The sequence below is a fragment of the Ensifer sp. VA4 genome (assembly GCF_055710065.1).
The window spans coordinates 20,243-33,841 of sequence record NZ_JBVQPO010000019.1 but is presented as its reverse complement, the minus strand read 5'-3'; the positions used below and the strand labels follow the sequence as shown (position 1 = coordinate 33,841).

Genomic DNA, 13,599 nt, shown 5'->3' with positions numbered 1-13,599 from the left:
TCGCTTGCGCCCACAGGACCCGCGGCGCGCTATGCCTTTTAGCCGTCGCGCACCACTTCGAGCGTCAGGCCGTCTCGCCCGACAACCTTCACAGTTTCACCTCTCGATAGCGTTTGCGTGCTTACCGCCTGCCAGCGTTCACCATGGGCAATGACGTAGCCGGCGGCGCCTGTCCAACTATCGACCTTGCCGACAATGCCGATCATCTGTTCGCCGCCGGTCACCACCGCGTGGCGGCGTGAGCTGAAGGCCAGCCGGGCGACCAGCAGGCTGAAGCCGAAGCTTGCGACGGCAAGCGCCGCCAGCACGGACCAGGAGACCTGCAGGCCCGGCGTATCTGTGTCGAAGAGGATTGCCGCGCCCAGGACTATTGAAACGCTGCCGCCGGCTCCGAGCACGCCGAAAGACGGCGAATGGGCCTCGGCAACCATGAGGCCGATCCCGAGCAGGATCAGCCCGATGCCGGCGTAGCTGACCGGCAGCACGGAAAGCGCATAGAGCCCAAGCAGCAGGCTGATGCCACCAACGGTGCCCGGCGCCACCGATCCCGGCGAGAGAAACTCGAAGATCAAACCGTAAATGCCGATCATCATCAGGATGACCGCGATATTGGGATCGGTGACGACTGAAAGCAGTCGGGTGCGCCAGTCGGGCATGAAGTCCTCGGCGGCGATCCCTGCCGTATCGAGCACGATCTCCTGCTGCCCGGCGCGCACGGTCCGCCCGCTTGCCTGCTTCAACAGATCAGCGATGGTTGTGGCGGTGAAATCGACGACCTTCTCCCTGACGGCCGCCTCGGCCGAAAGGCTTGCGGCCTCGCGCACCGCCTTTTCGGCCCAGTCGGCATTGCGCCCGCGCAACTCGGCCAGTCCGCGGATATAGGCCACCGCATCATTGACGAGCTTCGCCTCGGCGGCGTTCTGCGCCGCGGGCGGTTTGCCGTCGTCCTTGTCGGTATCGGCATCCTTGCCCTGGCCGAACATGTCGCCGCCGATCGCAATCGGGGTCGCCGCACCGAGATTCGTTCCCGGCGCCATCGCCGCAATGTGGCTGGCATAGAGGATGTAGGTGCCCGCGCTCGCTGCGCGCGCACCGCTCGGCGCGACGTAGCTCGCTACAGGCACGGGGGAAGCGAGGATCGCGCGGATGATCTCACGCATCGACGTGTCGAGACCGCCGGGCGTATCCATCTGCAAGACGATGAGCGCAAGGCGACGCTCCTGCGCCTTTGTCAGGCCGCGCCTGACATACTCGGACGTGGCCGGGCCGATGGCGCCGTTGACATGCAACACCAAGGCGACCCGATCGTTTTCGGCTCGCAACGAAGCTGGAAACGCGAACGATGAGACCAAAACGAGCAACAGCGTGAGGATTCGCAACATCCGTCGTCAAAACCTCGCATGCGCAACGCCCCCGAAGAGGCGTCCATTCGAGGATGATAGCACAACACAAGGTTAGGACGAAGCAAGCTTGCTACTGGTTGGCCGGCTCCCCGAGCAACGAGGGCAGCCTTCCGGCTGCGGCGTGATGACAAGTCCGGCGATCGGGGTTATCTGCTAGGCTCCTTTCGCGAAGACGCGCCGCGGCCGGCTCGAGGCAACAGCTACGGCGCCTCCCCGATATCGACCACAACAGGATTTCCGGGTTTGGAGACGACCCTCTATCAGCCGATCAAGAACTTTCTCGAGGCCCGTGGCTACAGCGTCAAGGGCGAAATCGGCGGCTGCGATATCGTGGCGCTCAGCGATGACGAGCCGCCGCTGGTCGTCATCTGCGAACTCAAGCTGAGCTTCAATCTCGAATTGATCCTGCAGGCCGTCGACCGCGCCGCCGCCGGCGACGAGGTATGGATCGCCGCCCGCGTCTCGGCCAAGGGCAAGGGACGGGAGAGCGATCGCCGCTTCCGCGATCTCTGCCGCAGGCTCGGTTTCGGCGTGCTGGCGGTCGCCGACAACGGCATGGTCGACGTCATTCTCGCAGCCTCCGCGGTAATGCCCCGCAAGAACAACAGGAAGCGGTCGCGACTGATCGGCGAGCATCGCCGCCGCAAGGGCGATCCGACCGCCGGTGGCGTTACGCGCTCGCCGATCATGACCGCCTATCGGCAGCAGGCGCTTGCCTGTGCCGCCGCCCTGCAGAACGGTCAGCTGCGTCCGCGCGACCTTCGCGCAGTCGCACCGGATGCGGCCAAGATCTTGCTCAGCAACGTTTATGGCTGGTTCGAGCGGATCGACCGTGGCATCTATGCCCTGACGGAACTGGGGGTCGAGGCGCTTCGCCGCTGGCCACCGAGCGAGACGGCCACAACGTCAATCGCCGAGGCAACCGAAGCATGACGCCGTCTGGAGCCATCACGTGAACCCCGCCCTTCGCATCCTCTGCCTCTGCCTGGCATGGCTGATGGTCGGGCTGGGCGTCATCGGCGCCTTCCTCCCCGTCCTGCCAACGACCCCATTCCTGCTTTTGGCTGCGGGGCTCTTCGCGCGCGCTTCCCCGCGACTGGAGCAATGGCTGCTGAACCATCACATCTTCGGCACATCGCTGCGGCTATGGCGTGAAAAGGGCGCGATCTCCAGGCGCGCCAAAACCGGCGCGGTGAGCCTGATGGCCGCAAGCTTCGGGCTCTTCCTTTTCTTCGTGCATCCGAGTCTGGTGCTGACGGCGATCGTCGCAGCGGCAATGACGCTCCCGGCGCTGTTCATCCTGACGCGTCCCGCGGAATAGCCATCCGGAGAACTACCTGCGCCGCCCTGCAGGAAAACGATACTTTTCCTCTCAAGAAATACTTGGCCCCACTCGAAAAGGTCGCACAGTTCTTGAAATTACACTTTATGAGCGCGCAAATATCGATACTTAGTGTTTTTGTAAATCAAGATATATTTCGAACAACTCAAGAACAAAGTTGTACAAACGTGCAATTTGCAGAGCGGCGCGCTTAGGTCGCGCGTCCCGCCCGCCCTTTTTCCCAAACCGCCATCGCAGCCACGCATCCGAGACAGACCGGGATTCGCACGCTTTGTTGACCTCCTGTGACCGGAGCACGCGCGTCGGTCGGCCGCCGGCGCACCCCCACACTAAGCTATTGCTTTCGGCCGTGCCCGACTCAGATATCCGCTTCGACGATCCGGACGCCCAGGTGAGCTCGGCGCAAGCGGATGAAACGCGCCGCCGCTCTGCCGTGCCCCAGGAGACGAACCGCGATGTTGAGCCCGATCATTTCGTGCGCGTCGCCTGAGCCAACAGCTATAGGACCAACAAAAAACGCTCCGCAACTTGAACTGCGGAGCGTTTTTTGTTGGTCGCGAAAAGCGCAACCCCGTTGATTTTGGCCCGGCGCCCTCGTGTGCGCCGGGCTTGAAAATCAGGCGGCTTCGCGATTTTCGGCGCCGGTCGGAACGGTTGCGATCGTCTTCAGGATCTGCGATGCGATCTGGTAGGGGTCGCCCTTGGAGTTCGGGCGGCGGTCTTCCAGGTAGCCCTTGTAGCCGTTGTTGACGAAGCTGTGCGGAACGCGGATCGAAGCACCGCGGTCAGCCACGCCATAGCTGAACTGGTGGATCGAGGCGGTTTCGTGCTTGCCGGTGAGGCGCATATGGTTGTCCGGGCCGTAAACCGCGATATGGTCGGCGCGAGCTTCGGCGAAGGCAGCCATCAGGCTTTCGAAGTAATCCTTGCCGCCGACTTCGCGCATGTAGGCGGTCGAGAAGTTGGCATGCATGCCCGAGCCGTTCCAGTCGGTGTCGCCGAGCGGCTTGCAGTGGTACTCGACATCGATGCCGTATTTTTCCGTCAGGCGCTGCAGCAGGTAGCGGGCGAGCCAGATTTCGTCGGCGGCCTTGCGCGAGCCCTTGCCGAACACCTGGAATTCCCACTGGCCCTTGGCGACTTCCGCATTGATGCCTTCATGGTTGATGCCGGCAGCCAGGCAGATGTCGAGGTGCTCTTCGACGATCTTGCGGGCGACATCGCCGACGTTGCTGTAGCCGACGCCGCAGTAATAGGGGCCCTGAGGCGCGGGGAAGCCGGCTTCCGGGAAGCCGAGCGGGCGGCCGTTCTGATAGAAGAAATACTCCTGCTCGAAGCCGAACCAGGCGCCTTCGTCGTCGAGGATCGAAGCGCGGGTGTTGGACGGATGCGGCGTCTTGGCGTCCGGCATCATGACTTCGCAGAGAACGAGCGCGCCGTTCTTGCGCTCCGGATCCGGATAGACGGCAACCGGCTTCAGCACGCAGTCAGAGCTGCTGCCTTCGGCCTGCATCGTCGACGAGCCGTCGAAGCCCCAGAAGGGAAGCTGTTCAAGCGTCGGGAAAGCGTCGAATTCCTTGATAAGGGTCTTGCCGCGCAGGTTCGGGGTAGGCTTGTAACCGTCGAGCCAGATGTATTCGAGCTTAAACTTTGTCATTTCGTTCTCTCACTTGACGCCAGGAATGGCTGGGTTCCGAAGCGGCTGGGCAATCCAGATCGGCTTGCCCGACGACCGATGCCTGTTAAGAAGCATTAATCGTGCCAATTCGGATTCAGCGCCGAAAATCCAAGAGAATTGATTATTGCCGGCACCCGTGAACGCTGACGAGCCGATGCATCAGCGCAAGGAAGAAGCGCCATGCACAAAAAATAGGCGAAAGCTGCTCGACTCCGCGGCAAAGCAAATCGGCGAGGCTGAGATCGGCCGTCCTTCCCCGGAGATCGCCGGCGGTTGCCTCCAAAAAGTGCAACTGTCGTTGGCGGGCGATCCCACTTAGCCCGCCCCCGCAACGCCGCATTGGCGCATGATCGAAGGCAGGACCTTGAAAAGCCGCTCGTCTTCGCATTGAGAGACATTGAAGCGCAGGAAGTCATTGGCCGTGCCGGCATGGCTGAAGACATTGCCGGGTGCCAACACGATCTCCTCAAGCAACGCCTTTTGCGCCACCTCGGCCGCATCGATACTCTCCGGCAGGCGGCACCAGAGGAACATCCCAGCCTGCGGCTCGATCCACGGTTTGATGCCGATATCCGTGAGCCGTCCTGCCGTGTCGGCCATCGCTCGCGCCAGGCGCTGGCGCAGCGCCTCCATGTGCTTGCGATAGCTGCCGTCCTTGAGCATCGTAAAAACGAGTTCCGCCGCAAGGCTCGGCCCGCCAAAGGTCGTGGCGATCTTCAGGTCGGTGAGCCCTTCGATCCAGTCGCGCGGCGCGGCGATGAAGCCGCAGCGCATCGAGGCGGAGAGGGTCTTGGAAAAGCTGCCGATCTGCACCACGCGATCAAGCCCGTCGAAGGCGGCGAGCCGCGGGGCCGGCACATGTTCGAAATCGGCAAAGATATCATCCTCGACGATCGTCAGCCCCGCCTGCTCGGCAAGCTTGAGCAGGCGATGCGCGACAACGGGCGAGAGCGTTGCGCTGGTTGGATTGTGGATTGCGGAATTGGTGATGTAGAGCCGCGGCCGATGCGCTGCCAGGACTTCGGCAAATCGTTCGAGGTCGGGGCCCGTGGGCGTATAGGGAACACTGACCACCTCGGCCCGGTGAGCGCGCAGCAAGGCATAGAAATTGAAATAGCAGGGGTCGTCGACCACGACCGTATCGCCCGGCTCCAGCAGGAAGCGGCAGATAAGGTCAATCGCCTGCGTCCCCGATTCCGTCAGGATGATCTGATCGGGCGACGCCTCGACGCCATGCTCGCCGAGACGCCGCGCCAGAAGCTGGCGCAGCGGCCGATGGCCAAGCGGCGTTCCATAGTCGGTCAGACCGCTCGCCTCCAGCCGGGCGGCGGACTTGAGCGCGCGGCGCAGGGCCGCCTCCGGCATCCAGCTCGGCGGCAACCAGCCGCAGCCCGGCTTCAGCACGGTGTCGCCGGTTTCCAGCGCCTGGCGCGAGACCCAGAGCGGATCGACGGCGCGGTCGAGCCGCGGGCCGATCTCGGCCAAAGACAGCGGCGCCAGGGGCGCCGAGACAAAGAAACCGGCACCCGGCTTCGAGCGGATGACCCCTTCGGCCACAAGCCGTTCATAGGCTTCGACGACGGTGGACTTGGAAACGCGCATGGTCTTGGCGAAGGCGCGGATCGACGGCAGCTTCGCCCCCGGTGTCAAAACGCGCGCCGAGATCCGCTGCCGGATTGTCGCCATCACGCCTTCGAGCAGTGTCTCGCTGCCGAGACCGAATTCTTGCATCGTCATCCGTACTGCCCGAGTATCCATTACAGTTTGGAAAAACTGTACCGTATTGTCTCTGGCGAGACCAGCCCGCTCGACCGATACAGGCGAAAAAGGAGCCTATTATGGACAAGACGGCAGACGGTTGGGTAAGCGGTTTTCTCGGGGTATTGATCTTCAGCGGATCTCTGCCGGCGACACGCATTGCGGTGATGGATTTCGATCCAGTGTTTCTGACGGTGGCGCGCGCGGCGATCGCCGGCCTGCTCGGACTCGCGCTGCTTGTCGTCTTCCGCCAGTCGCGCCCGGCGCGGGCCGATCTCGTTTCGCTCGCAATCGTCGCCTTCGGCGTCGTTCTCGGTTTCCCGCTGTTGACCGCCCTGGCGTTGCAGCATGTCACCTCGGCGCATCTGATCGTCTTCGTCGGACTGCTGCCGCTGGCAACCGCCATCTTCGGCGTGCTGCGTGCCGGCGAGCGGCCGCGCCCGGCCTTCTGGCTATTTTCCTCCCTCGGAAGTGCGGCAGTCGTCGGTTTTGCGCTGATGCAGGGCTTCGCCGCATCTCCCGTCGGCGACCTCTTGATGCTCGGCGCCATCATCGTCTGCGGCCTCGGCTATGCCGAAGGCGCCAGTCTTTCGCGCAGGCTCGGCGGCTGGCAGGTGATCTGCTGGGCGCTGGTACTGTCACTGCCGATCATGCTCGCGCTCACGCTTTTCACCATGCCGGCTTCCTTCTCGACGATCAATCACGCCGCCTGGACGGGGCTTGCCTATGTATCGGTCTTCAGCATGCTCGTCGGCTTCGTCTTCTGGTATCGCGGCCTCGCGCTTGGCGGCGTCGCCGGCGTCGGCCAGTTGCAATTGCTGCAGCCCTTCTTCGGTCTGGCGCTAGCGGCAACGCTGCTGGGCGAAGCCGTAAGCTGGGGCATGCTGGCGACCACGGGCGCGATCGTGTTCTGCGTCGCCGGCGCCAAGAAATTCGCGAAGTAGGCGCCTTCAGAGATCAAGATTGGGCGGCGGACGAAGCACCCTCACCCCGCTTCAAAGCTGATCGAGCTTCAGGTGTTCGCCGAGAAGATCCAGGAAGCAGCGGATCTTTGCAGACGGAGTTCGCCCTTCCAGCCAGAGCGCATGGATCGGCACCGGTGCGGGTTCGAAGTCTTCGAGCACGAGTTCGACCTTGCCCGCGTCGATCAGGTGCTTGATCTGCCAGAGCGGCGAGTAGCCAAGACCAAGGCCTTGCTCCACCGCCGCGTAGATCGCGTTCATCGAGTTGGTGCGCAACTTGCCGCCGACCTTGATCGCCCGCGCCCTGCCGTCGATGGTGAACATCCAGGCACCAGGCCGCTCGTCGCCCGTGCGCGTGACACAGCCATGCTCAGCCAGTTCCAGCGGATGCGTGGGCCGACCGAAACGGGCGAAATAGGAGGGCGCGCCGAAAACGACACGGCGGAGCGCACCCAGCCGTTTGCCCGTCAGTCCCGAATCCGCGAGGTCGCCGATCCGTATCACCATATCGAGCCCGCTGCCGGCGAGATCGACGAAGGCATCGGAGAGATCGAGATCGACCTCGACCTCAGGGTACCTCGCCATATAGCCGGCGATGACAGGCATCAGGAACCGCGGCGCAAACAGATTGGGCGCCCCGAGGCGCAGCACGCCTGAAGGCTCGGACCGGCGTTGCGCAGCTTCCTCGCGCGCGTCGTGGATCTCCTCCACCGCCGACTTGATGCGCCGATAGAAGCTCTCGCCAGCCTCGCTCGGCATCGAGCGCCGCGTGGTCCGATGCACCAGTTCCACGCCTACGCCTGCCTCGAGCATTGCGAGCGAACGGCTGACGGTTTGAAGCGGTCGCCCCAACCGTTTGGCCGCAGCCGTCAGGCTGCCCTGTTCCACGATCGCCAGAAAGGCTTCCAGGTCTTCGATGCGGCTCATGAGATAATCCCGTTTTCCGGGAGAATAAATCACATCTGACGTGGATTGTCCGCATTGTTTTGACTCACTAGCTTGAGGTCATCGCTCCTCGACGGCACGAAAGGCAGCCCCCATGAGCCAGCGCTCCAATACCATCCTTGTCGTCGGCGCCACCGGTCGCTTTGCCGGCCTCGTCGTCCCGGAACTGGCGCGGCGGGGAGCAAGGGTCCGCGCGTTGATCCGCAACGAAGCGCATGGCACGCTTGCGAAATCCCTCGGCGCAGCCGAAATCGCCATTGGCGACCTGCGTGAGCGAGGAAGCCTCGACCGGGCGCTCGAGGGCGCCGCCGGCGTCTTCCATATCGGGCCGGCCTTCGCGCCGGATGAAGCGGCGATGGGCGTGTCGATGGTCGAAGCCGCGGTGCGTGCCGGTGTCAGGAAGTTCGTCTTCTCCTCCGTTATCCAGCCGAGCCATATTCGATTGAAAAACCATGCGGCAAAGATCCCGGTGGAGGACGCGCTCTATTCGTCTCCCCTCGAATACACCATCCTGCATCCGGCAAACTTCATGCAGAACCTTCGCTCTGCTTGGCCCACTGTGCTTGCAACCGGCACCTTCGCCGAACCGTTCCCGACGACGGCCCGTATCGCCCGTGTCGATTACCGCGATATTGCCGAGGTTGCGGCAATCGCGCTCACCGAGGATCGGCTCGCCTTCGCAACACTCGAACTCTGCGCCGAAGGCCGGCACAATCGCGAGGAGATCGCCCGAATGATGGGCGAAGCCCTCGGGCGGCCGATCGTTGCCGGAACCATCGACTTTCAAGAATGGGCAAGACCGATCCTTGCAAAGTACACCGACCACCAACTCGACCTTTTGGCCAAGGTGCATGCCCACTATGCGGAGGCGGGACTCGGCGGAAACAGCCTGACGCTTCGGGCGGCCCTTCAGCGTGAACCCCGCAGCCTCCAAGGCTTCATCCGCGAGATGGCGCAATCCTGACGGCAAGGATCGTCCGGGCCATTCCGGCCGACCGACAAGACCGTTTTCTTCAACATCCTGGAGTTCATCCCCATGCCAAAGAAGCTTCCACATCGCTACCAGGCAATCGTCATGCCATTGGTCCTCTCCGTCCTGATGTCGTCGATCGTCTCCTTCGTCTCGACGGCCAGCGGCAGCGGCCTTCAGCCAGGCCTCCTGGCGTTGTGGCTCAAGGCCTGGGCCTTCTCCTGGCTGGTCGCGTTCCCAAGTCTGCTCGTGGTTCTTCCGCTCGTCCGCCGGATCGTGGCGGCGACGGTGGAGCAAACGCGCAGTAGCCCTTGAGGCGGATAGCGCACTCCTCTGCTCTCACCCTCGGCAGCCACCCGCCAGGAGCCCGCCCCTTCGCCGTTTCTGGCCTTCTGCCGCCGTCCAAGATTTTTAGGATATCTAAAATCGATTGACAGGAAATCGGGCTGCACCCTAGCTTGAGCAGTGACGAGAAGGGGACAGACAGTGACAACGGACCAGGCCAGCGGCGCACCGACCGGCGGGGCAGAGGCGACGCCGCTCGGCGATCGCCTGCGCCAACGGCGCAAGGCGCTGAAGATGACGCTTCAGGAAGTCGCCGACGAGGCGGGCTTCTCTGTCGGCTTCATATCGCAGATCGAGCGCGGCATCACCGTTCCCTCCTTGACTTCGCTGATCGCCGTGTGCCGGACGCTGAAGGTCGAGGCCGGCAGCTTCCTCAACCCGCCGAAGGTCGCGACGCCCTTCACCCGTCGCGACCACCGACCGGTCTACGGCCTCGGCGGAGAAGGCGGCAACTCCGTCTCCTACGAACGGCTCTCCGCTTCCTTCCCCGGCAATGTGCTCCGGAGCACCATCATCCACGAGCCACCGGGACACCGCAGCGAACCGATGTCGCACGAGGGCGAAGAGATCTTCTTCATACTCCAGGGTGCCTTGACGCTGGAGGTAGACGGCGAGCGCATGGTGCTGGAGGCCGGCGATTCCGCGCATTTTCCGTCGGTGCGCACCCACACGATGTGGAACCACACCGGCGAGCCGACCACAATCCTGCACACCTGCACCATGGATGTCTTCGGTGACGGCGATCCGTCAGGCAACCCGGCCGACAGCCTTGCGGTGACCCGCGCCGAAAACCGGTTGAATGCCTCCGGGAAGTCTGAGGGCAGCCAGGAAATTTGAGTGGAGACCGAAGGCAGCTCACTGACACAAGCTCTCAGACTTCCCTGACACGGTCAGGCAACAGCACCATCGCACCCGTCGTCTGGCGTCCTTCGAGCCGGCGGTGCGCCTCGGCCGCCTCCGCCAAGGGCAGGCGTGCGTGGACTGGGATCTTGACCGCGCCGCTCGCGACGACGTCGAAGAGGTCCTTGCTCATGGCAAGCACGTCGTCGCGCCGCGCCAGATGCGTGGGCAACAGCGGCCAGGTGGCGTAGAGCGAGCCCTTCGTCGCCAGTATCGTGATGTCGAACGGCGCGATGGGACCGGACGCCGCACCGAAGCTCACGAAGTGGCCGAACGGCCGCAGGCTGTCGAGCGAGCCTTCGAACGTCGACTTGCCGATGCCGTCATAGACGACATCGACGCCCTTGCCTTCCGTAATCTCGCGAACACGCGCAACGAAGTTTTCCTTGCCATAGTCGATCACGTGGTCGGCGCCATTTGCCCGTGCGAGGTCGGCCTTTTCCGCTGAGCCGACCGTGCCGATGACCGTTGCGCCGAGATGCTTCGCCCATTGTGTGAGGATCAGGCCGACACCGCCCGCCGCCGCATGGACGAGGATGATGTGACCGGCCCCGACCCGGAAGGTGCGGCGCAAGAGATATTGCGCCGTCAGACCCTTCAGCATCATCGCTGCACCAGTCTCGAAGCCGATATCATCAGGCAGGTGCACGAGGACATGAGCAGGCACATTGTGCTCTTCCGCATAGGCGCCGAGCGCCTCGGCATAGACGACCCGATCGCCCGGCTTGAAGCCCTCGACGCCAGGTCCGACCGAGATCACCTCGCCTGCCCCTTCTTTTCCGGGCGTGAATGGGAACTGCGGCGGCGGATAGGAGCCACGGCGCAGGTAGACATCGACGAAATTGACGCCGATCGCGCGGTTGCGAACGCGAACCTCGCCTGGCCCGGGCTCGGCGATCTCGACATTTTCATAGGCGAGCACGTCCGGCCCGCCGTGCTGGCGCACGCGAATTGCTTTCATGCGTTTCTTCCTTTGGACGGGATGCTGGCGGCGGGGCCATAACGGCGCCTAGACGGCGATGGATGCCGGCTTGGCTGTCACGGGCAACGTCGCTTGAAGCGCTCCTCTCTGATCACAGCTAATAGATAGCCATCCCAACGTTCCCATTGTAGACTGATATCTATGACAACAGAGTTCAAAGTATATGATATCTGATCAGATCGGCATCGACCTGCTGCGCACCTATGTCGCCGTCTGCCGGCAGGGCAGCTTGAACCGTGTCGCCACCCAGACCGGCCGCACCCAATCGGCGCTCAGCATGCAGATGCGACGGCTCGAAAGCCTGCTCGGTCGCCAGCTGTTCCAACGCACGGGCCGCGGTGTGGTGCCGACGCCCGAGGGCGAGCTGTTCCTGGGATACGCGACCCGTATGCTCGCACTCGGCGACGAAGCGGCGGCCCGCCTCCGGCAGACGGAGCTAAGCGGCGGCGTGCGCGTCGGCCTTGCCGAGGAAGTGGCGACGACGGCACTGCCGGAAGCGCTCGGACGGCTGCGGCGCGGCTATTCGGAAATCCGGCTCGACGTGGTCGTCGAGCAATGCGTCGCACTCGGGAAGTCCTGGCCCGAAGGCGATCTCGATATCATGGTCGTGCCGACCTCCGTCGTGACCGCCGATGCAGTGACCACCTGGAACGTCGAGCTGCAGTGGGTCTGCGCTGCGGACTATGCGCTCGATGAGACGCGGCCGATCGATCTCGTCGCCTTCGCTGCACCCTGCCTGTGGCGCCGGCGCATGATCGAAACGCTGGCGGACAAGGGGCGGGAACACCGGATCACCTTTACGAGCCAGAGCATCACGGCCCTGCAGGCCGCCATAGAAAACGGGCTCGGCATCGGGTTGCTGCCGCCGGAGGCGGTGCGGGCGAGTAAGATGCGCGTGCTCACCGCTTCCGCCGGCGTGCCGAAGCCGCTTCCGGTCCAATACGGGCTCTTTGCCAGGGACCGCCGCGCAGCCGTCGTCGACGCGGCGATCGCCGTTCTGTTGGAGGGGCTGCCTCTGGCGCCGAAGACTTAAACCCGTCGCGCAGCGGTTTTGCGCAACAGGCGAAGTATCAAAAAGCGCAAGGCGCGAACGCGAAAGATCGCGACGGTTTTCAAGCTCCCCAGGTCGTCTCCAGAACACTGATCCAATTGCCGTGGCAGATCTTGGCAAGCGCCGCATCGTCGTAGCCGCGCTCGCGCAGGAGATCGACAAGCAGGGGCAGGTCGGCCGCACTGCGCATCGCGGCCGGGATCGTCGTTCCGTCGAAGTCCGAGCCGAGCGCGACATGCTCGATGCCGATACGATTGACGATGTAATCGATGTGATCGGCCAGAAGCGACAGCGGCGTATCCGGGTTCTTGACGCCATCGGAGCGCAGGAACAGGACACCGAAATTGATGCCGGCGAGACCGCCGGTGTCCTTGATTGCGTCAAGCTGCCGGTCGGTGAGATTGCGGCTGTGCGGGCAGAGCGCGTGCACGTTGGAGTGGGATGCCACCAGCGGCGCCTGCGACAAAGCGGCGATATCCCAGAAACCCTGCTCATTCATGTGCGAGAGGTCGAGCACGATCTTCAGCTCGTTGCAGGCGCGCACCAGATCTCTGCCGGCTTCGGTCAGGCCCGGGCCGATATCGGGCGAGGAGGGAAAGCGGAATGGAACGCCATAGGCGAAGATGTTCGGCCGGCTCCACACGGGCCCAAGCGTACGCAGGCCGGCGGCATGGAGCACGTAGAGCGCTTCGAGATCGGCGCCGACAGCTTCGATGCCTTCGATATGCAGCACCGACGCAAACGCGCCCTTGGCCATGGCGCCGCGGATATCCGCCGCACTCCGGCAGATCTTCAATCGTCCCTCCGACTGGCGCTCGATCCGCATCAACAGGCTTGCCATGCCGAGCGTCGCTTCGAGCGCGCTCGCCTGATCCGGCGTCGCAAACTCGCCGCTGCCGTCCTTCGCGAGCCCCGGAGAGGACACGTAGACGGCGCACAGGCCGCCGGCCAAACCGCCCTCCTCCGCCTTGTCAAGGTCGATATGCCCGGTGTCGACGCCATCGAGAAAGCGGCGTTCCGGCGCGCCGCCCGGCGAACGCCAGAGCCGCGACAGCACGTCGTTATGTCCGTCAAAGACCGGAATTTTCGCTTGGATCGCCAATTCTGGATCGCCTTCTCAACCTGTTGTCCTGTGCGCGACTCATGGATAGTCGCGGACGGACCATAGACTTTGGATGCAGGCACCGCACCCCTTTTCCAAAGAGCGTCCTTAGTGCGTTCATCCGAACCACGCCCTCTAGCGCACGGCAGGCACGCCGGGCA

The 13,599-nt window shown here is 63.6% G+C and carries 13 protein-coding genes; 7 read left to right on the top strand and 6 right to left on the bottom strand.

Features of this window, described 5'->3' with window-relative positions:
* Positions 1-38: 38 nt before the first annotated feature.
* Entirely contained in the window at positions 39-1,382 is a 1,344-nt protein-coding gene (locus AC0C6X_RS27025) for an NfeD family protein (RefSeq protein WP_173518811.1), read from the bottom strand.
* 264 nt (positions 1,383-1,646) lie between these two features.
* Here AC0C6X_RS27025 and AC0C6X_RS27020 point away from each other — a divergent pair, with 264 nt between their 5' ends.
* A complete protein-coding gene (locus AC0C6X_RS27020; RefSeq protein WP_173518812.1) occupies positions 1,647-2,336 on the top strand; it encodes a DUF2161 domain-containing phosphodiesterase in 690 nt (229 codons plus the stop codon).
* Positions 2,337-2,400: 64 nt separating this feature from the next.
* Positions 2,401-2,724 carry a YbaN family protein gene (locus AC0C6X_RS27015; protein WP_472956179.1) on the top strand — a complete coding sequence of 108 codons (324 nt, stop codon included), beginning with the start codon at positions 2,401-2,403 and terminating at the stop codon, positions 2,722-2,724.
* A gap of 637 nt (positions 2,725-3,361) precedes the next feature.
* Here the strand turns inward: AC0C6X_RS27015 and AC0C6X_RS27010 are convergent.
* The gene (locus AC0C6X_RS27010) at positions 3,362-4,402 is read right to left on the bottom strand and encodes a glutamine synthetase beta-grasp domain-containing protein (RefSeq protein WP_173518814.1); all 1,041 of its coding nucleotides are present in this window, start codon (positions 4,400-4,402) and stop codon (positions 3,362-3,364) included.
* Between the two features lie 336 nt (positions 4,403-4,738).
* Positions 4,739-6,181 (bottom strand): aminotransferase-like domain-containing protein, encoded by a 1,443-nt coding sequence (locus AC0C6X_RS27005; RefSeq protein WP_376741677.1) that lies wholly within the window; start codon positions 6,179-6,181, stop codon positions 4,739-4,741.
* 80 nt (positions 6,182-6,261) lie between these two features.
* Here AC0C6X_RS27005 and AC0C6X_RS27000 point away from each other — a divergent pair, with 80 nt between their 5' ends.
* On the top strand, positions 6,262-7,125 hold the full coding sequence (locus AC0C6X_RS27000; RefSeq protein ID WP_472956154.1) for a DMT family transporter: 864 nt from the start codon (positions 6,262-6,264) through the stop codon (positions 7,123-7,125).
* 51 nt (positions 7,126-7,176) lie between these two features.
* On the opposite strand, the gene AC0C6X_RS26995 is transcribed toward AC0C6X_RS27000, so the two are convergent.
* Positions 7,177-8,070, bottom strand: coding sequence for a LysR family transcriptional regulator (locus AC0C6X_RS26995; protein ID WP_472956152.1), 894 nt, complete (start codon positions 8,068-8,070; stop codon positions 7,177-7,179).
* A gap of 112 nt (positions 8,071-8,182) precedes the next feature.
* Between AC0C6X_RS26995 and AC0C6X_RS26990 the strand changes: the two genes are divergently transcribed.
* From AC0C6X_RS26990 to AC0C6X_RS26980, 3 genes are all read left to right on the top strand, one after another.
* The gene (locus tag AC0C6X_RS26990) at positions 8,183-9,052 is read left to right on the top strand and encodes an NmrA/HSCARG family protein (RefSeq protein WP_173518818.1); all 870 of its coding nucleotides are present in this window, start codon (positions 8,183-8,185) and stop codon (positions 9,050-9,052) included.
* A 72-nt stretch (positions 9,053-9,124) separates the two neighbouring features.
* Positions 9,125-9,373, top strand: coding sequence for a DUF2798 domain-containing protein (locus AC0C6X_RS26985; protein WP_173518819.1), 249 nt, complete (start codon positions 9,125-9,127; stop codon positions 9,371-9,373).
* Between the two features lie 171 nt (positions 9,374-9,544).
* Complete coding sequence (locus AC0C6X_RS26980) at positions 9,545-10,240, top strand: helix-turn-helix domain-containing protein (protein WP_210266622.1); 696 nt, start codon at positions 9,545-9,547, stop codon at positions 10,238-10,240.
* A gap of 34 nt (positions 10,241-10,274) precedes the next feature.
* Here AC0C6X_RS26980 and AC0C6X_RS26975 read toward each other — a convergent pair whose 3' ends face one another.
* A complete protein-coding gene (locus AC0C6X_RS26975; protein WP_472956149.1) occupies positions 10,275-11,264 on the bottom strand; it encodes a quinone oxidoreductase family protein in 990 nt (329 codons plus the stop codon).
* Between the two features lie 184 nt (positions 11,265-11,448).
* On the opposite strand from AC0C6X_RS26975, the gene AC0C6X_RS26970 reads away from it, so the two are divergent.
* Positions 11,449-12,318 carry a LysR substrate-binding domain-containing protein gene (locus tag AC0C6X_RS26970; RefSeq protein ID WP_173518821.1) on the top strand — a complete coding sequence of 290 codons (870 nt, stop codon included), beginning with the start codon at positions 11,449-11,451 and terminating at the stop codon, positions 12,316-12,318.
* 79 nt (positions 12,319-12,397) lie between these two features.
* Here the strand turns inward: AC0C6X_RS26970 and AC0C6X_RS26965 are convergent, their stop codons facing one another.
* Positions 12,398-13,438 carry a dipeptidase gene (locus tag AC0C6X_RS26965; protein WP_173518822.1) on the bottom strand — a complete coding sequence of 347 codons (1,041 nt, stop codon included), beginning with the start codon at positions 13,436-13,438 and terminating at the stop codon, positions 12,398-12,400.
* Between the last annotated feature and the right edge of the window lie 161 nt (positions 13,439-13,599).